This is a genomic window from Pseudomonas sp. HY2-MNA-CIBAN-0224 (assembly GCF_040310285.1).
In the GTDB taxonomy this organism is placed as follows: Bacteria; Pseudomonadota; Gammaproteobacteria; order Pseudomonadales; family Pseudomonadaceae; genus Aquipseudomonas; species Aquipseudomonas helleri.
This window is the reverse complement of the sequence record NZ_JBEOPQ010000010.1, coordinates 50,293-73,669: the sequence shown is the minus strand read 5'-3', so window position 1 is coordinate 73,669 and position 23,377 is coordinate 50,293. Positions and strand designations below refer to the sequence as shown.

Annotated in this window: 18 protein-coding genes; 9 read left to right on the top strand and 9 right to left on the bottom strand. The window is 56.6% G+C overall.

Annotation, left to right across the window (positions count from 1 at the left end; translation table 11 throughout):
* The first annotated feature begins 227 nt into the window (after positions 1-227).
* The gene (ppnN, locus tag AAEZ03_RS07855) at positions 228-1,601 is read left to right on the top strand and encodes a nucleotide 5'-monophosphate nucleosidase PpnN (RefSeq protein WP_153335157.1); all 1,374 of its coding nucleotides are present in this window, start codon (positions 228-230) and stop codon (positions 1,599-1,601) included.
* 87 nt (positions 1,602-1,688) lie between these two features.
* On the opposite strand, the gene AAEZ03_RS07850 is transcribed toward ppnN, so the two are convergent.
* The 3 genes from AAEZ03_RS07850 to AAEZ03_RS07840 all read right to left on the bottom strand — a co-directional run bounded on the left by AAEZ03_RS07850 (position 1,689) and on the right by AAEZ03_RS07840 (position 3,334).
* Positions 1,689-2,357 carry a glycoside hydrolase family 19 protein gene (locus AAEZ03_RS07850; protein WP_278938498.1) on the bottom strand — a complete coding sequence of 223 codons (669 nt, stop codon included), beginning with the start codon at positions 2,355-2,357 and terminating at the stop codon, positions 1,689-1,691.
* 164 nt (positions 2,358-2,521) lie between these two features.
* A complete protein-coding gene (locus tag AAEZ03_RS07845) occupies positions 2,522-3,067 on the bottom strand; it encodes a thioredoxin family protein (RefSeq protein ID WP_123752151.1) in 546 nt (181 codons plus the stop codon).
* Between the two features lie 3 nt (positions 3,068-3,070).
* The gene (locus AAEZ03_RS07840) at positions 3,071-3,334 is read right to left on the bottom strand and encodes a DUF2790 domain-containing protein (RefSeq protein WP_048368939.1); all 264 of its coding nucleotides are present in this window, start codon (positions 3,332-3,334) and stop codon (positions 3,071-3,073) included.
* A gap of 305 nt (positions 3,335-3,639) precedes the next feature.
* On the opposite strand from AAEZ03_RS07840, the gene AAEZ03_RS07835 reads away from it, so the two are divergent.
* From AAEZ03_RS07835 to AAEZ03_RS07825, 3 genes are all read left to right on the top strand, one after another.
* Entirely contained in the window at positions 3,640-4,380 is a 741-nt protein-coding gene (locus AAEZ03_RS07835; protein WP_048369095.1) for a response regulator, read from the top strand.
* Positions 4,377-5,687 (top strand): sensor histidine kinase, encoded by a 1,311-nt coding sequence (locus AAEZ03_RS07830; RefSeq protein ID WP_350577497.1) that lies wholly within the window; start codon positions 4,377-4,379, stop codon positions 5,685-5,687. Before AAEZ03_RS07835 ends, AAEZ03_RS07830 begins: the two co-directional genes overlap by 4 nt.
* 148 nt (positions 5,688-5,835) lie before the next feature.
* Complete coding sequence (locus AAEZ03_RS07825; RefSeq protein WP_123752149.1) at positions 5,836-6,264, top strand: hypothetical protein; 429 nt, start codon at positions 5,836-5,838, stop codon at positions 6,262-6,264.
* Between the two features lie 340 nt (positions 6,265-6,604).
* Here AAEZ03_RS07825 and AAEZ03_RS07820 read toward each other — a convergent pair whose 3' ends face one another.
* Both AAEZ03_RS07820 and AAEZ03_RS07815 read right to left on the bottom strand, forming a co-directional pair.
* The gene (locus AAEZ03_RS07820; protein WP_350577493.1) at positions 6,605-7,525 is read right to left on the bottom strand and encodes a LysR family transcriptional regulator; all 921 of its coding nucleotides are present in this window, start codon (positions 7,523-7,525) and stop codon (positions 6,605-6,607) included.
* A gap of 405 nt (positions 7,526-7,930) precedes the next feature.
* On the bottom strand, positions 7,931-9,979 hold the full coding sequence (locus tag AAEZ03_RS07815; protein WP_350577490.1) for a TonB-dependent receptor family protein: 2,049 nt from the start codon (positions 9,977-9,979) through the stop codon (positions 7,931-7,933).
* A 566-nt stretch (positions 9,980-10,545) separates the two neighbouring features.
* Here AAEZ03_RS07815 and AAEZ03_RS07810 point away from each other — a divergent pair.
* The 5 genes from AAEZ03_RS07810 to AAEZ03_RS07790 all read left to right on the top strand — a co-directional run bounded on the left by AAEZ03_RS07810 (position 10,546) and on the right by AAEZ03_RS07790 (position 14,930).
* A complete protein-coding gene (locus AAEZ03_RS07810; RefSeq protein WP_350577488.1) occupies positions 10,546-11,346 on the top strand; it encodes an energy transducer TonB in 801 nt (266 codons plus the stop codon).
* Positions 11,347-11,435: 89 nt separating this feature from the next.
* Positions 11,436-12,155, top strand: coding sequence for a MotA/TolQ/ExbB proton channel family protein (locus AAEZ03_RS07805; protein ID WP_048368933.1), 720 nt, complete (start codon positions 11,436-11,438; stop codon positions 12,153-12,155).
* 1 nt (position 12,156) lies between these two features.
* On the top strand, positions 12,157-12,558 hold the full coding sequence (locus AAEZ03_RS07800; protein WP_048368932.1) for an ExbD/TolR family protein: 402 nt from the start codon (positions 12,157-12,159) through the stop codon (positions 12,556-12,558).
* A 72-nt stretch (positions 12,559-12,630) separates the two neighbouring features.
* Positions 12,631-13,818 carry an acyl-CoA dehydrogenase family protein gene (locus tag AAEZ03_RS07795; protein WP_350577484.1) on the top strand — a complete coding sequence of 396 codons (1,188 nt, stop codon included), beginning with the start codon at positions 12,631-12,633 and terminating at the stop codon, positions 13,816-13,818.
* Between the two features lie 8 nt (positions 13,819-13,826).
* Entirely contained in the window at positions 13,827-14,930 is a 1,104-nt protein-coding gene (locus AAEZ03_RS07790) for a sigma-54 interaction domain-containing protein (RefSeq protein WP_350577482.1), read from the top strand.
* Between the two features lie 178 nt (positions 14,931-15,108).
* Here AAEZ03_RS07790 and AAEZ03_RS07785 read toward each other — a convergent pair whose 3' ends face one another.
* Genes AAEZ03_RS07785 through AAEZ03_RS07770 form a run of 4 tightly spaced genes read right to left on the bottom strand, consistent with a single transcriptional unit; the run spans position 15,109 to position 23,150 of the window.
* Positions 15,109-15,495 carry a hypothetical protein gene (locus AAEZ03_RS07785; RefSeq protein ID WP_350577480.1) on the bottom strand — a complete coding sequence of 129 codons (387 nt, stop codon included), beginning with the start codon at positions 15,493-15,495 and terminating at the stop codon, positions 15,109-15,111.
* Between the two features lie 2 nt (positions 15,496-15,497).
* Positions 15,498-20,381 (bottom strand): RHS repeat-associated core domain-containing protein, encoded by a 4,884-nt coding sequence (locus AAEZ03_RS07780; RefSeq protein WP_350577477.1) that lies wholly within the window; start codon positions 20,379-20,381, stop codon positions 15,498-15,500.
* A 2-nt stretch (positions 20,382-20,383) separates the two neighbouring features.
* Positions 20,384-21,127 carry a DUF4123 domain-containing protein gene (locus tag AAEZ03_RS07775; protein WP_350577474.1) on the bottom strand — a complete coding sequence of 248 codons (744 nt, stop codon included), beginning with the start codon at positions 21,125-21,127 and terminating at the stop codon, positions 20,384-20,386.
* The gene (locus tag AAEZ03_RS07770) at positions 21,117-23,150 is read right to left on the bottom strand and encodes a type VI secretion system Vgr family protein (RefSeq protein ID WP_350577471.1); all 2,034 of its coding nucleotides are present in this window, start codon (positions 23,148-23,150) and stop codon (positions 21,117-21,119) included. The genes AAEZ03_RS07775 and AAEZ03_RS07770 overlap by 11 nt, the downstream gene beginning before the upstream one ends.
* Positions 23,151-23,377 lie beyond the last annotated feature (227 nt).

The window sequence follows — 23,377 nt, the reverse complement described above, 5'->3', positions numbered from 1 at the left end:
TTGGCCGATCGATAGGTGGTCTTCTGCGTGCGCGGTGTTACTGTAGCCAGCGCGACCCGCGTAAGGTGGATCGCTCTGCGACATGCCTGCACAGAGGCACTATGCTTTAATCGAATGAATCCAAAGACGTAAGAGTTGGGACCTCTCGCTCGGCCAATGCGAAGTGCTGATATGAACTCATAAAGCTGCGCCACGCCATTTTTGATCCCGCTCACAGGAAGCCCACAATGGTTCAAAGACAAGTCATCAATGCTTCGGTCAGCCCGAAAGGCAGCCTGGAGACACTCTCGCAACGTGAAGTGCAACAACTGAGCGAAGTCGGCTCAGGCCGCAGTTACACACTGTTCCGCCAATGCGTACTGGCTATCCTCAACACCGGTGCTCACGTCGACAACGCCAAAACCATTCTTGAAGCCTATAAAGATTTCGAAGTCCGGATTCACCAGCAAGACCGTGGTGTTCGCCTTGAACTATTGAATGCACCGGCCGATGCCTTTGTCGACGGCGAAATGATTGCCAGTACCCGAGAGATGCTGTTTAGCGCCCTGCGCGACATTGTCTACACCGAAAGCGGTCTGGAAAGTACACGCGTTGACCTGAGTTCTTCTGCCGGCATCACCGACTACGTCTTCCATTTTCTGCGCAACGCCCGCACCCTGCGCCCAGGCGTAGACCCCAAGATTGTGGTGTGCTGGGGTGGTCACTCGATCAACACCGAAGAGTACAAATACACTAAAAAAGTCGGCCATGAACTGGGCTTGCGCAGTCTGGACATCTGCACCGGCTGTGGCCCCGGCGTGATGAAAGGCCCGATGAAGGGCGCCACCATTTCACACGCCAAGCAACGCCTGGTGGGGGGGCGTTACCTGGGCCTGACAGAGCCCGGCATCATCGCCGCCGAAGCCCCGAACCCAATCGTTAACGAGCTGGTGATTCTGCCTGACATCGAAAAACGCCTCGAAGCGTTTGTGCGTGTAGGGCACGGCATCATCATCTTCCCGGGCGGTGCGGGCACGGCTGAAGAGTTTTTGTACCTGCTCGGGATTCTGATGCACCCGGACAACAAAGACGTGCCCTTCCCGGTCATTCTGACGGGCCCCAAAGAAGCCGAACCTTACCTGCAACAGTTGCACGAGTTTGTCGGCGCCACCCTGGGCGAAGCGGCACAACAGCACTACCAGATCATCATCGACAACCCGCCTGAAGTGGCCCGCCAAATGACCGCAGGGCTTAAAGAGGTGAAGCAGTTCCGCCGCGAGCGCAATGACGCGTTCCACTTCAACTGGTTGCTGAAAATCGATGAAGGGTTCCAGCGCCCATTCGACCCGACCCATGCCAACATGGCCAACCTGCAATTGCGCAGCGGCCTGCCACCCCATGAGCTGGCCATCAACCTGCGCCAGGCTTTCTCCGGAATCGTGGCCGGCAACGTCAAAGAAAAAGGCATTCACCTGATCGAAAAGCACGGCCCGTACGAGATTCACGGTGACGCCGCGATCATGAAACCGCTGGATAAACTGCTGCATGCCTTCGTTAAACAACACCGCATGAAGCTGCCCGGCGGCGCCGCTTACGTGCCCTGCTATCGCGTCGTCAGTTAAGGCGCCACCCTTGGCCTGTTGAGGTTTCACGGCGTCAGCTGCGAAACCTTGACAAGCCTTGGCGTTCGTTGAGCAGCAAACGCTGCATCAAGGGGAATCCTCCAATAAACGCAACGCCTCGCGGTACACCGCCAAGCGCTCGGCATGCCCATTCAAACCACCATTGACTGCCTTGGTGACCGATTCAAAATCATCGCCATCAGCCCATTTATTGATACCGCGTGCCTGCCAATACCAGCACGCACTCGCCACCGCCCATTGCCAGTTTTCCAGCAAGTGGGGAGTCGTGAGCAAGCGATCATCTGCAAACAGCGCAAGGCTGCAGGCGCGATAGTTCTCTTTGCCGGTGACTTGAATCAGACCTCGACCGCGGTAGAGCCACCCCTCCCCCGACGCCTCGCAGCCGTTACCCAGACGATCACTGTACACACGATTGGCAATGGCCTCAGGCTTACGGTGCAGCAATTGCGCCTCGCTATTAGGCATACGCCGCAAACGGCTGCCGTCTTTTACCATCACATATTTACCCGCTGAATCCTTCAGGGCAAAGCGCGCCCCCCAGGTCATGGCTAAACCGTCTGCACTGTAATTAAGGTTCTCGACAAGCACCGTGAAACCGGCACTTTCGTGTCCCACCTGGGCAAGAAAAGCAGCTATCCGCTGCGGGGTATTAATCTCATATCGATCAATCACGCCATGAATCAGCGGCAAATATAGATCAACATACGGTGCACTCCTGGCAAACAACTTCAACATGATTTCTCGGCTTAACATCCCACTTCACTCTTAATTATTGATAAATAAAAAGTGAAGCACTTCGCGGACAATAAAACTGCCACTAATCATTCAAGTCGAACTTACCCACCCGCATCACAGAATAAACTGACAAATTTCGTTCAAACCCGCAGTCACATACCGCATCACTGCTCATGATTCTCGGCAAGTAAACGTTGTATAAACTGTTCCTGCTGCTGATACATACCTTCGCCAAAATGCGTGGCCCGTACTTGGCCTTTGGCATCAACAAAATAGTGGGCTGGCCAATACTGGTTATCAAAAGCACGCCAGATCACGCTGTTATTGTCGATTGCAACCGGGTATTCAATACCCAACTTCTTCACCTGCTGACGTACGTTCTCGATCACTCGCTCTTCTTCATATTCAGGCGTATGCACGCCAATCACCACCAGCCCTTCTTTGGCGTACTTTTTTGCCCATGCATTGACATAAGGCAGACTGCGCTGACAGTTGATACAGCCATAGGTCCAGAAATCCACCAGCACCACTTTGCCGTGCAACGACTCGCGTGTCAGCGGCGGTGAGTTGAGCCATTCAACGGCGCCGGACAACGCCGGCATCGGCACACCGCCTTCTTGGGCCGCGAACGCTCCTCCACTCGCGGCCATCGCACCCAGCAACGCCAGCCAACGCGCTGCCCGGCCAACACCTGCAAACTTGCCAGCCATGGACTAGCCGCCCTCGTTGCAGTTTTGCGAAACTTTCAGGTAGTTGAGTTGCTGGGTTTGCCCCTTGGAGTCGAGGTAGGTCATGTGCGATTTGACCACCTGGCAGTCGTAACCTGGGTCTTCAGTGATAGCCAGTACCTTCTTCACATCCAGATGCGTGCCGTAGGTGTAGTTTTGCGCAACCGGCATTTCTTGGGCCTGGGCCCCCAGGGCAAACAGACTTAACGCGGCAAACACACCGGCAGCACAGGTAGCTTTGATGTTCATGATCAGTTCCTCACAGTCTTGGTTAAGAGTCATCGAGGCTTGGTATCTCGATGGGTCCTATTCAAAGCCCGTGAGGTATCGCGAATGTGTCGAGAATCGGCCTCGATGACTCTTTGCGTATCTGGAAGGCGTGCAGATACACAGCGATACATTCCAGGCCAAGGCCGGGTGGGAGCGGCCTGAAGATTTTTGCCTCAGGATGTATCTGTAAAACCTCAGATACACTGAAATACAAAGGCCTGCAGGCAAGAGCGCAGTCTCTGGCTATGATGCGCCTCACCAACCACCCGCGAGAGATTAAAGCCATGGAGCATGTCGATCACATCCTGATCGTTGACGATGATCGTGAGATTCGCGAACTGGTGGGCAATTACCTGAAAAAGAATGGTCTGCGCACCACCGTGGTTGCCGACGGCAGGCAAATGCGCAGCTTTCTGGAAAGCACACCTGTCGACTTGATTGTGCTGGACATCATGATGCCCGGTGATGATGGCTTGTTGCTGTGCCGCGAACTGCGCGCCGGCAAGCACAAGGCCACGCCGGTATTAATGCTGACAGCACGCAGTGACGAAACCGACCGCATCATCGGCCTCGAAATGGGCGCCGACGACTACCTGGTCAAACCTTTCGCTGCCCGTGAACTGCTCGCAAGGATCAACGCCGTTTTAAGGCGTACGCGCATGTTGCCACCCAACTTGCAGGTCACCGACAGTGGCAGCTTGTTGGCTTTTGGTCGTTGGCGGCTGGACACCAGCGCCCGCCATTTACTGGATGAGGACGACACCATGGTCGCCCTCAGCGGCGCCGAATACCGCCTGCTGCGCGTGTTTCTTGACCATCCACAGCGGGTTCTCAGCCGTGATCAATTGCTCAACCTGACACAGGGCCGTGATGCCGACTTGTTTGATCGCTCCATAGACCTGCTGGTCAGTCGTTTGCGTCAACGCTTGCTCGATGATGCCCGCGAGCCAGCCTGTATCAAAACCGTGCGCAGTGAAGGCTATGTGTTCTCACTGCCCGTGAAAATTCTCGGTGCATCGCTATGAAATGGCTGCGCTGGCCCAAGACCCTGGCGTCGCAATTGTCGCTGATCTTTCTGGTAAGTCTGCTACTGGCCAACGGTCTGTCGTTCAGCGTGCAGTTCTATGAGCGCTATTTGAGCGCCCGTTCGACGATGCTCAACAACATGGAAAACGACATTTCAACGTCCGTTGCCATCCTGGACCGCCTGCCCGCCGAAGAGCGTCAGGCTTGGCTCTCGCGCCTGAATCGGGAGCATTACCAGTACCTGTTAACCAAAGGCGACAGCGGTGTGCCCATGGACACTGCAGACCCGCCCATGTCGGCTTCCTCGATCAAAGACACGCTGGGCCAACATTACGCTCTGACCTTTGCCGACATCCCTGGCGTGCGCCCGCACTATCAGGTGTTTTTGCAACTGGCTGACGGCAACCCTGTGACCATTGACGTGCGCCCGGCCGATATTCCCGTGGCCCTGTGGCTACCGGTGGTTTTGGTGCTGCAACTGGCGCTGCTGCTGGGATGTACCTGGATGGCGGTGAGGCTGGCCATACGCCCGCTCAGCCGGCTGTCACGCGCGGTAGAAAGCCTGGACCCGAATGCCCGCATCCAGCATCTGGACGAAAGCGGCCCGACCGAGGTCGCCCATGCCGCCGTGGCCTTTAATGCCATGCAGCAGCGCATCGCAGACTACCTCAAAGAGCGCATGCAGATTCTCGCAGCCATTTCCCACGATTTGCAGACCCCCATTACCCGCATGAAACTGCGCGCCGAGTTTATGGACGACTCGACTGAGCGCGACAAACTGCTGAGTGATCTGGGGGAAATGGAACACCTGGTCCGCGAGGGTGTGGCCTACGCCCGCAGCGTGCATGGCTCAACCGAGGCCAACTGCAAACTTGACCTGGATGCCTTTGTCGACAGCATTGTGTTCGACTATCAAGACGTGGGCAAAGCGGTCAGCAGCAGTGGCAGCTATGGCTCCCCCATCGAAACCCGACCCCATGCCCTGCGCCGGGTACTGATCAACTTGCTGGACAATGCCTTGAAGTTTTCCGGAGCGGCCGAACTGGTAGTCAGCGCGCAAGCCAACGGCAATGTATCAATCAAAGTGCTTGATCGCGGGCCGGGAATTTCAGCCGAAGAACTGCGCGAAGTATTGAAACCGTTCTACCGGGTTGAAAGCTCGCGCAATCGCGACACGGGCGGCACCGGGCTCGGGCTGGCGATTGCCCAGCAACTGGCGATTGCCTTGGGGGGCTCGCTTTGCCTGAGCAATCGCGAAGGGGGCGGACTGTGCGCAGAACTCTTGCTGCCTAAAAGCTCATACTAGAAAAAGATGCATCTGCCTGAGAAATAACCAAGATAATTCTTACGTTAAAAAACGAATTAACAGCATCAGAGAAAGGACAACTACACCGACAGCACCTAAGTTAAGGCTCTAATCTTCAGCTATTCACCCCATGAGAAGGATCTCAAAAATGAATAGCAAATTCAGCGACACACTGATAGTTAACCTGCGCGTTATCAACAACACAGCGCATGAACTAAAAAGAATAGAAGGCACCCACAGCGGCAGAGAGGGAAGCTTCCCTCCTGAGTTTTCCGCCCACAGCAGAAATGTTTTCCAGCTCCATGCAGCCCCCCACTTCAAGGGCGACATTTTAATTGAGTACGGTGTTAAAAAACCCTTATTTGAAACCCGGTTTGCCTACAGCATTGGCAAAGACATGCTGCATTTTGAAACCAGCTTCTTATACGCCTATGAAAAGTCGTATCTGCATCAGTCGCCGAAAGTTAATTACTTCTGGACTCATAGCGTCATCGGCCCAGGAGATTGTAATTCCCGGTTAAGACAACACTCGGATATCTACCCCTATAACTACGCTGTCGATTTTACGATCGAATAAACGCATTCATCATACGTGCGGGCGTAGTCGGAGTGCTGCTGGCAGAGCGGGCAACACCGGTATGCCCGCATCTGAGTGGAAACATCTGATCAACCCGGCGGAATGGTCGCCAAAATACCGATACCGATGGTCAGTATTAAAAAACCGCCTAAAAACCACGCCATCTTACCCATCACATTTCCCCGTCAAACCTACGTAATAAAACAGGTGCAGCACATCGGGCGGCAAGAGGCGAGTACAGCTTGGGGTCTCACGTTCTTGCCTGTCTCGAGAGGTTGATGGGAATTGTGCGCCTTGATCTGCACTCATAACAGACGCAGATATGGCGAAAAAATACGGATCAGTTGTCAGGCAATACGAAGTGGTCGTGTGACACGCTGCGCTGATAATCCGCGACCACGCTCTGACACAGATTGACCACCACTTCGTTCAGTTCCAGCCCTGCTCCGACGCGCCAACTGGCAAACACCGCAAACCCTGGTGGCGCCTCCATGGGCAACGCAACCATGGCTTGGCTGTGCAATTCACGGCTGACCAGCACCGGTGGCAACGCGCCTATGCCAAAGCCGTCAGCCACCAGTTTGATGATCGCCGCCACTGAGTTGATGCAACTGACCCTGGGCGTCGCAATGCCTTGCTGATGCAGGAAATTAAGCATGTCCTGATGTGGCCGCGATAACCGCGAAAAGGTCAGCAAGCGTTCCTGACAGAGGTCTGAAAGGCTTGCATAGCTGCGATCAAGCGGGCTGGCCTTGGCCACGACCCAGTTCAGCGCGTAACTGGCCAGTTGCACATTGCGCACCCCGTCGGCACGCACCAGATCAGTTTGAAAAATAAGGTCCAGATGCCCCTTGAGCAGTTGCTCGTTGAGATTCAACGCCGTATCCGCCGTCAGCTCGACTTCAACCTGAGGGTAATCGCGGCTTATGGCGCTGATCAGATCGCTGAGCCAACTGTGGATCACCGTGTCCATGACCCCGATACGCAAGCGCCCGGCGAAACTGTCTGTCTGGCCGAGCGACTGCAACAAACGCTGCTGGGTCGCGAGCATCTGTTCGGCATAGCCCAACACCTTCTGACCTTCGCGCGTGAGGCTCACCCCACGCGAATCACGCTGAAACAACTGCACCCCGAGCTCGTTTTCAAGCACTGAAATGCGACTGGAAACCGCCGCCTGGGTGGTTGAAAGCTTCTCTGCGGTCAGGCGAAAACTGCCAAGCCGTGCGACCCAAACGAAGGTCTGCAGAAATCGAATATTCATAACGCCGTGCTCGCCCGATCCAAACCTGGGCACCACTCTAAACCTTTGGCTTAGAGAGCGGTATTTGCACAATGCCAAGACCTGGCAAATGCCCTGTAGTCGCTGCCGAAGAATGAGGCTGCGATGGGTGGCAGCGGCTACAGGAAATTTGAATCGTGCCAAAAACTGTAGGAATGGCCGCCCCGTCTTCGACGCCGCGCTGTCGCGCATCAAACAGGACAGCGAATATCGTCAGCATCCCCCAATTGGTTCCCTCTCCTTCGGGAGAGGGCTAGGGTGAGGGGGCTCTTAGACCAAGATCAAAAGATCGCGAGCAAGCTCGCTCCTACAAGGCCTTTAGAATCAATCACTTATTCTCTGTTTGATAAGAGCGAGTTTGTATCGCGATCTGTAGATTTTCACCTATTAGAAGTGGAACGAAACGCCGGTGGTGACGTTGAACGGGTCGCCCGGATAAAAGTTGGCCGAGTCCTGACCCTTGGCGTCATACGCGGTGTTGGTCGCCGTGGCGTAGCGCTGGTTGGTCAGGTTGCGGGCATCCACAAATACTTCCCATTTTTTGCTCGGAGCTTCGTAACCGACTTTAGCTCCCCAGAGGGTGTAGGACGGCGCACTCAGGGTGTTGGCAAAATCGACGTAATAACTGGAAGCCGCACGTGCATTGAGTTGTGCGTAGAAACCACCCGCTTGCCGATATTGCAGCTCGGCCTGGTACACCTGACGCGGCAGCCCCGGCAACTGGTTGTCGCCAAACGTTGAGTCGTGGCGGTAGTAGAAGTCGTTCAGGGTATAAGCCTGACGCAACGACACCGTGTCGCCATTCTTGCCTTCCCAGAGCAATGCGTTGAGCCCCGCCTCTATCCCCTGGTGAATGGTCGGGCTGCCGTTGGAGGTGGCCACCAATTGGTCCTGGGTCGCCGTGGCCTGACGCACGACCACCGAAAGCAATTCCTTTTGCACCCACGAACGGTACACGGTCAGGCTGCCGTCAAAGATGCCATGACCGCCACGAATCCCGAACTCCACGGTGTTGGCCTTTTGCGGGCGGACATCGCGAATGTAGGGGGTCCCGGTGCTACCCAGTTGCCAGGTAACGGGTGGATCGACCGAACGGCTGACGTTGCCGAACAACTCGAATTCCGGTGTCAGTTGATAGCGCAAGCCCAGACGCGGGGCCAGATCGGTTTCGGTGTATTCAACACCGCTGGGGAAGGCGCTGGTATTAACACCGGTGGTGTATTTAATGTCGGCCTTGCGTTTGATATTGATCAGCGAGAGCCCGCTGGACAGCCAGGTTTTATCGCCCAACTGCAACTCGTTCCCCAACGAGAACACCGTATCGCGTGAGCCGGTGTAATCGGTTTTCTGGAGCGTTGCGCCGGTAACCCGACTGTGGGACTTCACGTCCGCCAGGTAAGACTGGGTATTGCTGAACGTCACGCTGCTGTCGCTGGGCAAGCCCAGGAACGTGTCGCCAGTGCGCAGATAACGCAGGGTCAGGTTGATGTCTTTGGAGCGCCAATCTTGGGGGGACGGGCTGTAGCGCCAGCCGTTCAACAGCGGATAGTCGTTGTAGCCCAGGCCCACTTCCAGCTTGGCGTTATCGTCAAAGGTGTAGGTTGTCTTGCTGCCCAACAGGGTCGAGCCGTCTTTCTTGCGACCAATCGGCACGGCGTTGCTGGTCGGGTCATGCTTGAGCTGATACTTGGTCAGCGTGTTGCCCTGGGTCAGGGTCTCTTCGCGATAACGCACAAAGAATCGCGTTTCCAGCTTTGGGTTGAACACGTAGCCAAAGTTGGCGACCAGGCCTTGGCCTTTGTTGGACGTGTCGTCCTGATAACCATCGCGCTGGTTGTGCAGAACACTGACGTAGTAATCAGCATCACCCACGACCCCGCCGGTGCTTAATTGCTCTTTTTGATAGCCGTAACTGCCCGCCTCAAAGCGCGCGTAATTGCCTGGATCAGTGCGCCCGGTTTTACTGACAAAGTTGATGGCCCCGCCCAGCGACAAGGCGGAATAGAGATAGGCGTTAGCGCCGTACAGCACGTCAGTGTGGTCCACCGCCTGCATGTCCAGCATGTCTTCCTGAGTACCACCCGGCCCGGTCAGCGGCAGGCCGTCAAAGAGAAACTTGATGCCCAGCACATAGCCTTGATAGAAGGTATTGAGCCCCGAGCCACGAATGGAAATCTTGTTGGCGCTTGAGCCGCTGGTGGCCTGGGCGAACACACCGGGTTGCAAGGCCAGAACGTCTTCGGCATTGGCTGCGCGACCGCGCTCGATGTCCCGGTTGTCGACCACGGCGGTGTTGCCCGCCACTTTCTTCAGTTCTTTTTGCGTTTTCTGCGCCTCGCTGGCCTCGGCGCCGGACACCACCACCGTGGCTAACGTAGGATCTTTGTCCTCGGCAGCCACCGCTGTGGCCTGAACCAGCATCAGGAGAATTCCCATGCTGGAAGCTGTCGCCAGTGCACTACGTCGTAATACTCGCCTTTCTGACGCACTGTTCATTATTAATGCTCCTGCCTGTTAGTGAGTGGAGCATCTATTCGTATAGTCTCGCTCTCACACGGACTTTTGCAGAGTTCGTGCCAGCCCAAAAACAGCGATTTCCGGCAATTAAAGAGCAACTTTCAGGTGTCAACCAAACAGTTTGTAAAGGGGCTGTTTGCATTTCAACAGTCGACCTGCTTTAAAGTTTTCTTATAACAATTTGATCAGTGCATATGCATTTGCATCACTTGCTGTCGTTGCCGTGACGCCCATGGTAGAGGGGTTTTGCCTGCCTGCTGTTCAACACGTGTTGCTCCAGCAACAGTGTATGAACAATGCGCTGAATTAACCACACTGTTGTGTCTGACAATTAACAAAATACGCCCGATTTACGGCGCTTTTACTAGTTGGTATGGCTCTTGCTATTACTTTTGCATGCCTGTTTGCTTCGGCAACTAAGTGCATTCAGTGGAGTGTATTGATCGCGAATACGACTTCGTTTTGCTAAAAGCCAGGAGTTATTAATGGCCAATGTCCAAACTGCCAGCGCGCTGGATGTGCTCTGGCGCCAGGGCCCCGGCGGCGAACTGCTTGATCTTGGGCGCACGTTTCGCGGCCCACTGTCATTGTCGCGCCTGCAAAGTACGCCCAAGCGCATCCTGAGCCGCCGTGAAGCAGTGCTGCTGGGGGTTTTCGCACTGGCACTGCACGGTGCGGTGATTTACTGGATCAGTCAGAACCCGACGCCGGTATTGCCGATCGTGCCGCCGGAAGTTCCGCCAATGACCATCGAGTTTTCTCAACCGGCACCGCCTGTGGTGGAACCGCCTCCGCCCGAGCCGGTTGTTCAGCCCGTGGTCGAACCGCCTCCGCCTGTGGAAGACGAACTGGCCGTAAAACCGCCACCGCCCAAGCCGATCCCAAAACCCAAACCGGTGGTCAAGCCTGTGCCTAAACCCGTGGCCAAGCCTGTTGAACAACCGCCAGCGCCGCCGCAACCGGTTGCACCCCCTGCTCTACCCGCGCCGCCAGCCCCTGCGCCAATAACCCCGGCTTCTGCCAATGCCGGCTATTTGCACAACCCGGCGCCGGAATACCCGTCACTGGCCATGCGCCGTGGCTGGGAAGGCACTGTGCTGCTGCGGGTCCACGTGTTGGCCAGCGGTAAGCCTGGCGAAATCCAGATCCAGAAAAGCAGCGGTCGCGACCAACTCGACAACGCAGCCAAAGATGCGGTGAAACGCTGGAGTTTTGTCCCGGCCAAACAAGGTAATGACCCGATTGACGGCTGGGTCAGCGTGCCGATTGATTTCAAAATCAAATAAGCCCGGACCTCATTTTTTACACCGCGAGCGTCCTGAAAAAGACGCGGCGCCTTGAACGTTTTGATGACCTAATTTAGAGAGCCTGAACCATGAACCTTATCGCTTCCCCCTTTGAATCCATTGAACATGCGGTCATCTGGCTGCTGATTATTTTCTCGGTTGCCACCTGGGGCCTGTTCTTACTCAAGGGCGTGCAGTTCAGCCGCCTGAAAAACCAGGACCGTCGCTTTCTCAAGCAATTTTGGGCCGCCACCAGCCTTGACTCGGCCGCCGAGCTGGCCAGCACGGCGCCGGGTGCTGCTGCCCGTGTAGCCCAAGCCGGTTATGCCGCCATTCAAGTAACCGATGCGCCACAGGCCAATGACCTGGCACACAACATCAACCATCAGGACCGCCTGGAGCGTTCGCTGCGCCAGCAAATCGTGCGTGAGCGCCGCTCGCTGGAAACCGGCCTGGCGATCCTCGCCAGTATCGGCAGCACCTCGCCGTTTATCGGTCTGTTCGGCACCGTGTGGGGCATCATGTCGGCCTTGAAAGGCATCAGCGCCGCCGGCTCTGCCAGCCTTGAAACTGTGGCGGGGCCGATTGGTGCGGCACTGGTTGCCACCGGTGTCGGGATCGCGGTCGCAGTCCCTGCGGTGCTGGTTTACAACTACTTCCTGCGTCGCCTGAAACTGACCGCTGCTGACCTTGACGACTTCGCCCACGACTTCTACAGCCTGGCCCAGAAGAGCGCCTTCCGTGTGCACCTGCACCCGGTGCTGAACAAGTCTGCAGCGCCCGCGCAAAAAGTGAAGGAGGCATCCTGAGATGGCCTTTTCAACCCAAGACAACGACGAAGTACTCAGTGAAATCAACGTCACGCCGCTGGTCGACGTGATGCTGGTGCTGCTGGTGGTGTTTATCGTCACCGCACCACTGCTGACCAACGCGATTCCGATCAACCTGCCCAAGACCGACTCGGTCGCCCCTGTGGAGCAAAAGGATCCGCTGGTGGTGAGCATCGACGATCAGGGCAAAGTGTTCATCAACAAGGATGAAGTTGAAGCGGGCCTGCTGGAGTTCAACCTGCAGGCGGCCAAGGCCAAAGACCCGGAAGTTCGCGTGCAATTGCAAGCCGATAACGGTGTGAACTACGGCGAAGTGGCACGCGCCATGGCCTCGATTGAGCGCGCAGGGATCACCAAGCTGTCGGTGATTACGGCCAAGTGAAATAACCCGCAGCCTTCTGGCAACCCCCTGACACCACGTTGGGGGGGCGACATTCAAACGAGGTGAACACACGTGACTGTCACACAGCTAAATGCCAGGAAGGCACCGTTGGACATCGCTCGAGAGCTGGCAGCCGAGTTCGCCCTGACCGCCGTGGAGCGTGATGCCCAAGGTGGCACGCCCAAGCACGAACGTAATCTTTTGCGCGACAGCGGCCTGCTGGCCATGAGCATTCCGGGCCAGTTCGACGGTCTCAATGCCACTTGGTCTGAAACGTTTGCAGTGGTGCGCGAATTTGCCCGGGTGGACAGTTCAATCGCCCATGTCTTCGGCTTCCATCACCTGATGCTATCCACTGTGCGACTGTTCGCCAAACCCTCGCAATGGCAAACCTGGTTCAAGCTGACGGCGAACAAAAATTGGTTCTGGGGCAATACCCTCAACCCGCTGGACACCCGCACCGTGGTCAAGGAGCGTGAAGGCTGGCGTGAATTCTCCGGCAAAAAAAGCTTCTGCTCCGGCGCCAACGACTCTGAAATGCTGATTGCCTCTGCGATTGACGAAAGCGCAGGCGGCAAGCTGTTGATAGCCGCCATCCCCAGCGCCCGCTCGGGCATTACCTTGCACAACGACTGGCACAACATGGGCCAGCGTCAGACCGACAGTGGCAGCGTGACGTTCCAGCGTGTGCGGGTTGAAGACTCGGACTTGCTGCTCGATCCCGGCCCGCTGAGCACGCCCTTTGCCTGCCTGCGGCCGCTGATAGCCCAACTGCATTTCGCCAATATTTTTCTCGGCATCGCCGAAGGCGCCTTTGAAGAAGCGCGCCGTTACACCCTGGAAGAAACCCGGCCCTGGTTTAAATCCAGCGCCAGCCAAAACACCCAGGACCCCTACATTCTTGGCCATTACGGCGACTTTTGGGTTGCTCTGGAAAGCACCCGCTTGCTAGTCGAACGCGCCGGAGCCGTACTGGACGAGGCATGGGCCAAAGGCCCGGCGCTCACCAGTGAAGAGCGCGGCGAAGTCGCCATCGCCATTGCTACCGCCAAAGTAGCCGCCAGCCGCAATGGCCTGGAGTTGTGTAGCAAGGTCTTCGAGGTCACCGGAGCGCGCGCGACGCAAACCTCCGTGGCGCTCGACAGGCACTGGCGCAACCTGCGCACGCAGAGCCTGCACGACCCTCTGGACTACAAGCTTCAGGAACTGGGCGACTGGGCACTTAACGGCACGTCCCCCATCCCGACATTTTATTCATAGGGACCGACATGCAACTGCTAACCCTCCCCCCTTCCCCGGCCTTGGCCACCTCGATCCGGGCAACCGCACAAGTCTTTGAAGACCCCAAGTCCAAAGCCTTGCTCCAGCACCTGCAACAAATCGCGCCCAGTGATGCGAGCGTGCTGATCATTGGTGAAACCGGCACCGGCAAAGAACTGATTGCGCGCCACATTCACAACCTCAGCGCGCGCAAACACCAGCCTTTCCTGGCCGTAAACTGCGGGGCGTTTTCAGAATCGCTGGTGGAATCCGAACTCTTCGGCCATGAGAAAGGCGCCTTTACCGGCGCGCTGGGCGCGAAGGCAGGCTGGTTCGAAGAAGCCAACGGCGGCACCCTGTTTCTCGATGAAATTGGCGATTTGCCAATGCCGATTCAGGTCAAGCTGCTGCGTGTTCTACAAGAGCGCGAAGTGGTCCGCCTGGGCTCGCGCAAAAGCATTCCCATCAACGTCCGCGTACTGGCCGCCACTAACGTACAGCTTGAAAAAGCCATCAACGCCGGGCACTTTCGCGAAGACCTGTTCTACCGCCTGAACGTGGTCAACCTGGAACTTACCCCGCTGCGCGAACGCCCCGGCGACATCCTCCCGCTGACCCGCTACTTCATCGACACCTACAGCCGTCGCCTCGGTTATGGTGACGTCGTACTGAGCCCGGAGGCAGAGCAAAAACTCGCGCACTCCAACTGGCCGGGCAACATCCGCGAACTTGAAAACGTCATTCACCACACCCTGCTGATCTGCCGCGACGGTGTCATCCAGAGTGACGACCTGCGCATGTCCAACCTGCGCATCACCCGACCAGAAACCAGCACCGTCAACAGCGACCAGAGCGCCGAAGAACTGCTGGAACATGCATTCCAGCGCCTGTTCGAGAGCCAGTCTGACAACCTCCACGAAAACGTCGAACGCAGCCTGTTACGCGCGGCCTATCGATTTTGCCACCACAACCAGGTCCACACCGCCAAACTGCTGGGGCTGAGCCGCAACGTCACCCGCACCCTGTTGATCAACCTCGGGGAATTAAAAGTCAACAAACGCAGCGCAATAGAACCCAAGCAAGATGAACGCGTGTTGCATTTGTCGATTTGAATACTGCCTTGCGATAACAACAAAACCCTGTAGGAGCGAGCTTGCCTCGCGATCTTTTAAATAGTCAAAAGATCGCGAGGCAAGCTCGCTCCTACAGAGTGGAGTATTTTCAAGCAGCATTAGGTGAACAACTTTTTAAAAGAGCATTATTTTGATTAACAAACCAAACCTGACGACTTCATCTCAAAGATTTCATCCAGCGTTCAAAAAATTCGCGCTGAACAAGTGGATCGTTAGTAACTCCCTCAGAATCATAGTCAAAAATATTGACCAAATTCTCCCTGAGAGCTTGCTTCCCAAGGGTCAGCTCATACGCCAAAAGCCCTGATGACATTTGCGAAGAGGCCCTTGAAGGATGCACATTGACTTTCGCCCCCTTACAAAAGAACTCAATATTTGGCAGCATGGCTCTTAATTTTATAAAGCTCGAAAATAAGTTTTCTGCACAACAAGAATACACAGCCCCATTTATAGCCAAATCAATGCAGGACGACTCAACGTCATATGACAGCTTTGCTTTTACTAAGAGGCCGTCAATTTTCACCGCAATTTCTCGATCATCCACTTTTATTCCCTCGCGAGATTAGGAATAGAATAGCCCATGTGAGTTCCATCAGCATTTACCGGAGTAACTCCTAACACATCTTCCTTTCTTATGTTTCCTGGGATAGCAATTTCCATCTCTTCAGGAAATGGCACTTTCCCTCCTAATTCACGGTTTACGTCTCGCCCGCTCATCAAGCGCAATGTATAAAGATATCCTCTCTTTGTTCTATACACCGTTCCAAAGTCGATAGCCACCTCAGGAGAGATAGACGTACTCACAAAATTACTGGGAGGCGTATTATTATCAAACACATGCAACTCCAAGTCCGTGCTATCTCCCTTACTTTGGAAACCTTCTTTGAATATAGTTTCATGCGATCGTGTATCCCCCCGGTACAAGTAACCTGTTTCAAAGCCAGGAACTGCGGGTGCGCCGTCATCAATAGCTGCGTGTACTTTTGATGAGTCGGTACCAAGCCCACTATTTGACTTGACACCACCTTCACTGCACAACCCCAACGGATCCACCCACCCTGTCGGGTTGGGCACGTACTGGTAGCTGTTCAGCCCGCCCGCGAGTTTGATCGGGTCGGGGGTGAGGTAGCGGCCGGTGTTTGGATTGTAGTAGCGATGGCGGTTGTAGTGTAGTCCGCTCTCTTCGTCGTAATACTGGCCCTGAAAGCGCAGCGGGTTGGTGATTTCGGCCTTGTCGAGTTTGAGGACGTTGCCGTAGGCCCGGTAATGAGCAGACCAGGCGATTTGGCCACGGTGGTCGGTGAGTTCTTGTGGCGTGCCCAGGTGGTCGAGTTGGTAGTGGTAAGCCTGTGCGGTGTCGCCCTCACCCTGGAGCAAGGCCAGCGGTTTGAAGGTGTCCGGCTCATATAAGTAACTGCAGTAGTGGCTGATGCCATGCAGGCCTTTTTGTTGGGCGCTTTCAGCGATCAGGCGTTCGCCCTGCCAGAGAAATTGCGTAGTGGTGCCACCATGATCCTTGCTGATGCGCCGCCCGAAAGCGTCGTAGCGGTACGTCACCTGACTGCCGTCTGGCAAGGTGATGCCGATCAGGCGCTGCTGACTGTCGTAGCGGTAGTCGCGGGTCAGGCGTTGGCCTGTGCCGCGTCGCTCTTGGCGAAGGTTGCCGTAGGCGTCGTACTCAAAATGGCTGTCGCCTTGCATCAGCAAGCGGTTGCCTTTGATGTTGGCGTAGCGGCTGTGCCGTTGGCCGTCGATACTTTGGTCGAGCAGGTTGCCCGCCGGGTCATGGATGAAGTGTTCGGTCAGTTGGCCGCGTACTTCTGTCAGGCGGTCGAGCGGGTCGTAGGCGTAGCTTTTCTGTCCTTTACGGCTGTCACTGAGCAGGCTGAGGTTGCCATTGGCATCGTAGCGGTAGTGACGGCGGTACAGCGGCTGACCCTCGATATCGCCACGGGCATTCAGTTGGCTGACGGCGTGGTCTTGCAGTCGGCCTTGTTCGTCGTATTGGTAGTGGCTGACCACGTAGCCTTGTTGGCGGACGGTTTCCAGCCCCGCTTCGTAGCGATGCCCGGTGAGGGTTTTGCCGTTGAGGTCGATGCCTTTGAGGGCGCCGCCTTTTTGATAGTGGTAGTGCAGACGGTTGCCATCAGGCAGCCGGCAGTCGTTAAGTTGGCCGAGTGTGTCGTACTGATAGCGCAGAGTCGCCCAGCCTTGATGCTCACTGACAAGGCGACCTTGCAGGTCGTATTCGTAGGCCATCGGCCAAGCACCGTCGTCGACGGCAGTCAAGCGACCCAAGGTGTCGTAGGTGTAGGTGATTTCGCTGCCATCAGGCAGGGTTTTGCTTGTCAGCCGTCCTGCAGGGTCGCGCTTATAGGCTGTAACCAACGGAGCACTGTCAGGATGTTCTGCATCCGGGTATTCGGTCTTTTCCAGCAACTGCCCATTGAGGTCGTAGGCATAAGCAGTTTTACGGCCGTCAAAGCCGATTTCTTGCTGGATCAAACCGTTGGGGTAGTACTCAAGCTGGTAGTGCTCGTGGCGCTCGTTTTCGATGCCGGTCAACAATAAGCGTGCATTGTCGTAGCGGTAGTTGAGCTGGCTGCCATCAGGGTTGATGCGTCGGCTGATCAGGTGCAGGTTGTCGGCGTATTCGTAGCGGGTGATATGGCCGCGCTCATCGCGCTCGGCCGTCACTTTGCCGTAGGCGTTGTAGCTCCAGGCGCGGGTTTTGCCACCGGGCATGGTGATTTGGCTGAGACGGTTGGCAGCGTCCCACTGGTACTGGGTGATGGCGCCCCGCTCGTCTTGCCGGGTGATGGTGCGACCCTGTGCATCGTAGCGATAACGCCGTTGCGTACCGTCTGGCAGGGTTTCGTCGAGCAGTTGCCCAAGCGGGTTCCAGGTCAGTGTGTGCTGGCTGCCGTCCGGGTAGTACAGGCCGCTGAGTTGGCCTTTGTCGGTGTATTTATAGTGAGTGAGATTGCCGTCCGGGTCGGTCTGGCAGGTGATGTCGCCCTGGTTGTTGCGCTCATATTTCCAACTGGCAAGACCGCGCTGTACTTTGCGCACATGGCCGTTGAAGTAGCTGTAGAACGTCGGTTCGTCAGTGGGCGGGATCAGTGCCGTAAGCTGTCCGGCCTCGTTGTACTGGTATTCGGTGACCGCGCCGAGCGGGTCTTTTTCAGCGATCAGGCGGCCTTTGTCATCGTAGGCTTTTTGGTGCTCAGCGCCGTCCGGGTCGATCTGACTGACTAGCCGCGCATTGTCGTCATGCACATACACTTGCTGGCTGCCGTCACGGTTTTTCACCGTGACCGAGCCTTGGTCGTCCCATTCGTAGGTGGCGTCCATCTGCCCGAAGTTGGCCCAATGACGGACGCAACGTGCCTGCTTGCCCGTGTGTTGCCACTGCCAGTAAAACGCCGCACCTCCTGCTAGTTGCCGTTCCTGGATGACGTGTTGGGCGTCATAGCGGTAGTGCTCGGTTTCTTGCAGCGCATTGCTCGCGCTGATCAGTTGCCCCGCAGCGTTGTACCGGTAGGTAACCTGCGTATAGAGAGTTGACCAGCGCTCAAGGTGAATCCCGCACTTGGCGTAGTGGTCATTTGAGCGCTCGGCAAATTCACGGCTGTCATCGTATTGCTGGTACTCAACGGCGCTGAGGCGTGCGTCGGTGTAGCGCAACAGCAAGGCGCGGCCGGCACCGTTGTCAATACGGTGCAGACGCCCTTGCAGGTAGGTTATTTTCAGCCGGTTGCCGTAGGCGTCGCTGATGGCGGTCAGTCGTAGGTCGTTGAAATGATAGAAGCGGCTGCTTTTACCGGCGTGGGCGAGGATCAACTCGCCATCCTGGTCGCCCAGGTAAATCGCAGCTTTGGCCAAGCTGTTGATGATGGCCGGGCGTTGTGCGCTGGGTTGTGGAAAGCGGGTCTGTCGGTTTTCGTGGTCCGTCCAGAGCAGTTCGTCGCCTTCGCGTTGCAAGCGGTGCGACAGTGTGTGGCTCCAGCCAAAGCCCAAATCGCCGTTTACTTCGACCGCGCTGGTGCGATACAGGCGTGTCCACTCGAGGGGCAGCGAGCCATCGAGCACGCCATCGGTCAAGGTCAGCAGCTCTTCGCCAGTGACCATTGAGACTGGGCAGCCGTGGGTTTGGGTGTCTTTGGCAGGTTCGGCAGGTTTATCGTTGGGGGTTTTGGATTGCGACGGGGCGTCGTCGACGTGCTCGACCACCTCCAGCGTGGTTCTCGCCTTGGGTTTGCTTCGGGCTATAACCGTGGCATCAGGGATGCTTTGGGTGGGGGCTTGGCCACTCTGCGCTTTGATATCCAGATCAGCCTTCAACCCTGGATCCAGTAGACCCGCGCTTTGCAGCAAAATCGGCTTGCCTACTGTGGCGTGGTGAGTGGATCGCGCTTTGCTGGTGCGCATCAGCAGATCGACAAAGCCTTCCAGCAATCGAGTCGCTTTTGCGCTTTCAACCACAGTATTGGCCCCCTTGATGGAGAGCCGTACAGCCAGGCCAATCCCCCCACTGAATATGATGCCGAGGACGATATTGATCAGAACGTCAGTGGTGAGGCGCGCTTGTATCTCGCTACGAACTTGGGGCGGTAATAGTTTGAGCCAGGCGATCAAGGCTGAGAAATAAGACCACATCAGTGGCTCATCGCTGGCAATTAGCAGCGCGGTTTCCAGTGTTTCTTTGGAGGCATTCAAGAGCAACTTCAGTTGCTCTTCGCTGAGGAACTTCTTGAACGTTTCGTAGCTCTGCTGGGGGCGGCTGATCAGCTTCAAGAAACCAACGATGTCATCCCACACGGCCAACAATGACTTGATAAGGCCACTCCACTGGCTCTTGATCTCGATCCAGGAACGTCCCAATGCATCGGCTTCCTGGTGAGCTTGCCAGAGCGACAGATATTCAGTGTCCCACTGGGTACCGAGCCATTGGCTCAGATCACTGAGCACCTCCTGATAAGAGTTAAAAAACGCATCTAGCTGCTCAGAAGTGATCTGCGAGTAAAAGGTGACGTGGTATTGCTGATTAGGCAGGCAGCCCTCGACACGCGTGATACCGGTGGCATCAATCAACGCTTTGATCTCGACACCACCCCCTACTGGCACCAAGCGCACTGGGGTATTGCCTATGGGTATAAAACGCGCTGCTTCAAAGGCGTGGACCAACGTCACGGTAGAATCGCGCTGGCATTGGGCAAACATGGCCGCCGGCGCCTGATCGTCCTTGTCATGGATCACTACTTCATCGCCGACACGAAACACTTGCTCGACATCGATCATGCCGCCGTACCAGGAGTCCGCCCGATCCCGATAGCCTTCGATACAGTGTTCTAGCTCTTGCAAAACCTGCTTTACGTCAGGCTGGGTGTCGCCAATAGTCAGAAGCATTTTGCCGATAATCGTGATCATGGTTACGCACAAACCTCTTGCTGCACATGAGCCAACAAGAGCCCGCTGTCTTTACGTTGTAAGGGGGTCGAGCGCTGTACAAAGTGTTCAACCTTTAGTCGCAGCCGGGCTTCGCCGATCACTGCATACAACGGCGCGTGAGCGTCTTTGAACCACTGCATGAGGTTGTCGATTACGGTGTTGAGGTCCTGCTCAGCGAGGCTGTCGAGCAGGTCACCGGGCACTTGCCACCACGGGAATGCTTGAGCGGCAAGCACCTCACCCTGCCCCACCGTGACCGGCTGGCCGTTGATCCAGTAGCGGTCGAAGACCGGCAAGACATCACGGGTCGCTGTGCCCAAATACTGGAGGATGGGCAGCCAGTGGCGACCGTCCCAGAACCGCAAAAACACGGCTTCACCAGCAGGCATCAGGACCTGGGTCAAACTGCGCAAGTGTTCGGTAATACGTTGCGGGCTGGCCGTGGAGATGGCCAACCAGCCCCAATCGTCAGCATCGGTTTGCTCCGCCCACAGGATGAACTCACTGTCAGGCGTCAGCCTCAGTAGATAAGGCATGACCGGGAGCCAGTCGGCATAGGCGGTGCCAGCCCACAGCCTGTCTGGTGGTTCGACTCCACCTTGTTGGCGGTAGGCCGCTAGCGGGTTGGCATCGCTGGTGGAGCTGATCACCGCGTACAGGCTTTCGCCGGGGCGCAGCGGGTTGTCTGCCAGCCACTGCCGGGGGGTTAAAGGCTCAGAGTTCACAAACGCCTCCTTTGCATTTTTCGCACTCTTCGCAGAAAGGTGCGTTGCGCTTGAGGCTGTTGATTTGGGTCGGGGTCAAGACGGCTGCAGTCAGTGCTGCAACGGTAGAGGTGACAGCGGGCAATGCCGGTGTGCCGGGCATCGGTACGCCACCGAGCAGGATCGGTGAGCTGACGTAAATCCCGGCAGCGCTGACGATCAGGTGCTGGCCGCCCGCCGTCAGCGAGATACACGCCCCTGCCGACAACACCACATGGGCACCGGCCTTGATCGTGACTTCCATGCCCGCATCGACCGTCAGCGCCACCCCCACCAGGGTGTGGCTGCTGGCGGCAATTTGGCGAAAGTCGTTGGCATTGAGCTGGGCTTTGCGATCACCGCTGACCGTGCGCTGATCATCACCTTTGAGCACCGAAATACTGTTGCCGGTGATGGTTTCTGCGCGCTGGCCATCGATTTGCAGCAGCGAGTCATTTTTGATGTGTTGTTCAAGGTCGCGCTGGGCATGCAGGTAGATCAGTTCCTGGCCCAGTCGGTCTTCGATGTGCAGTTCGTTGTAGCCTGTGCCGTTCGGGGTGCTGCGGCTGCGCAACACGCTGCGGGTTTTGTAGGCGGGCAACGGATAGGGAGGCGGGTTGAGGCTATTGCCCAGACAACCTGATATCACCGGCTGGTCCGGATCACCCTCCAGAAACGCCACCAGCACTTCCATGCCGACCCGTGGCACGGTTACTGCGCCATGACTGTCACCGGCCCAGCTAGAAGCCACCCGCAGCCAGCAACTGCTGGCGTCGTTATTTTGGCCTTCACGGTCCCAATGAAACTGCACCTTCACCCGGCCGTACTGATCGCAATGCACCTCGTCGTTGACGGGGCCGGTGACCCGGGCGGTCTGCAGGCCCAGCACCTGAGGCTTGAGATATTTGAGTGGCGGGCGGTAGAACACGTCCCACGGTGTCGCCGCGAAGTCGTTGCGATAGCCCTGGGTAAACCCGTCAGTGGGCTTGTCGTCCAGATCAGTCCCGGTCTCTTCGAGCACTTGCGGCTGCCGGCCCTGATGATGGATTTCAGTCAGCAACCACATCGCGTTCCAGTCGCTGTGGGGGTGCTCGCTCAGGGTAATGAAATGGCCACTGATAAAACCGCAGTCGTCACTTTCGCCATTAGCCAGACAGCGGTCGGCGCGTTGGCGCTCAAGGGCCCGCTGGCTCAGCAACTGGCCGCGCTGTTCGAGGCTGAAGCGACCGGGGTAGCGGTAATCCTCAAGATCTCGTTCGACGCGCTGGGTATCCGGGCCGTAGCTCGCCTGGATATCGCGACTGGCGGTTTCGAAGGTGTAATCACGCAAGGTACTGCGGGTGGAACGGGTGTTGATGCCCACCTCGAAATAGCTGACCACCGGGGTATCGGCCACCAGGCCGCTTTCGCCCTGATAGGGCACAGGGTGATCAAGTTTGGCGAAGGCGTTCTGCCCATCACCGAAGATCAATTGATGACCTTGGGCTGAGTGGCGGAAGTGGTAATGGATGCCCTCTTCTTCACACAGGCGCTGAATGAAGTGCAGATCCGTTTCGTGGTATTGCACGCAGTAGTCGCGAACCGGATAGGTCCCGTGCAGGTTGAAGGTGTAGGCATTGCTGAAAATGCCGTGCTCTTCAAGGAGCTTGGCAATGATTTGTTCGACCTTCAGTTGCTGGAACATGCGCTGGTTGGTGCGATGCTCGAGGTAGGCCAGTTGCGGTACGAGGGTCAGGGTATACACCGTCAGGCGCTGGCGGGTCTGGCCTTGGGCAATGGCATAGATAAGCCCGTGAACGCCGCCTCCGCCGTCGGCATACGCCAAAAAGGCCGGGGCATGCAGCAATGCCACCAGATCCAGATCGGCACGCGGACTGACCAGTACCAGTTCGAAGGCATAAGGCGTGCTGATGGCCTCATCACCTTTGAATGACAAGACTTGAAGGTCATCAGCAAAGCCGTCAATGGTCAGGCTGAAACGAAACTGAGGCTGCGAGCGTGACATCCGCGACTCCTTGCGCTGCGGTCGCCCTGATGTAACGAAACGTCAGGGCTTATCGGTGCGCAAGTGTGCAATCACGGCATTGGGGCTGGATGTAGGCTAGGTCTATGACGACCTGAGCTTTAGGCGAATATCGAGTAGGAAGGCTGAATGCTAAGTGTAGGAGGAGCCGCCCAGTCGCGAAGCAGACAGGCCACTGTAGTCGCTGACGAGGTACGAAGTCTGCGATC

Excerpts from the sequence above, each read along its gene's own strand:
- AAEZ03_RS07850 (WP_278938498.1), bottom strand. The coding sequence starts at position 2,357 with ATGTTGAAGTTGTTTGCCAGGAGTGCACCGTATGTTGATCTATATTTG.
- AAEZ03_RS07830 (WP_350577497.1), top strand. The coding sequence starts at position 4,377 with ATGAAATGGCTGCGCTGGCCCAAGACCCTGGCGTCGCAATTGTCGCTG.
- AAEZ03_RS07810 (WP_350577488.1), top strand. The coding sequence starts at position 10,546 with ATGGCCAATGTCCAAACTGCCAGCGCGCTGGATGTGCTCTGGCGCCAG.
- AAEZ03_RS07825 (WP_123752149.1), top strand. The coding sequence starts at position 5,836 with ATGAATAGCAAATTCAGCGACACACTGATAGTTAACCTGCGCGTTATC.
- AAEZ03_RS07770 (WP_350577471.1), bottom strand. The coding sequence starts at position 23,150 with ATGTCACGCTCGCAGCCTCAGTTTCGTTTCAGCCTGACCATTGACGGC.
- AAEZ03_RS07780 (WP_350577477.1), bottom strand. The coding sequence starts at position 20,381 with ATGATCACGATTATCGGCAAAATGCTTCTGACTATTGGCGACACCCAG.
- AAEZ03_RS07840 (WP_048368939.1), bottom strand. The coding sequence starts at position 3,334 with ATGAACATCAAAGCTACCTGTGCTGCCGGTGTGTTTGCCGCGTTAAGT.
- AAEZ03_RS07845 (WP_123752151.1), bottom strand. The coding sequence starts at position 3,067 with ATGGCTGGCAAGTTTGCAGGTGTTGGCCGGGCAGCGCGTTGGCTGGCG.
- AAEZ03_RS07820 (WP_350577493.1), bottom strand. The coding sequence starts at position 7,525 with ATGAATATTCGATTTCTGCAGACCTTCGTTTGGGTCGCACGGCTTGGC.
- ppnN (WP_153335157.1), top strand. The coding sequence starts at position 228 with ATGGTTCAAAGACAAGTCATCAATGCTTCGGTCAGCCCGAAAGGCAGC.
- AAEZ03_RS07815 (WP_350577490.1), bottom strand. The coding sequence starts at position 9,979 with ATGGGAATTCTCCTGATGCTGGTTCAGGCCACAGCGGTGGCTGCCGAG.
- AAEZ03_RS07835 (WP_048369095.1), top strand. The coding sequence starts at position 3,640 with ATGGAGCATGTCGATCACATCCTGATCGTTGACGATGATCGTGAGATT.
- AAEZ03_RS07805 (WP_048368933.1), top strand. The coding sequence starts at position 11,436 with ATGAACCTTATCGCTTCCCCCTTTGAATCCATTGAACATGCGGTCATC.
- AAEZ03_RS07790 (WP_350577482.1), top strand. The coding sequence starts at position 13,827 with ATGCAACTGCTAACCCTCCCCCCTTCCCCGGCCTTGGCCACCTCGATC.
- AAEZ03_RS07800 (WP_048368932.1), top strand. The coding sequence starts at position 12,157 with ATGGCCTTTTCAACCCAAGACAACGACGAAGTACTCAGTGAAATCAAC.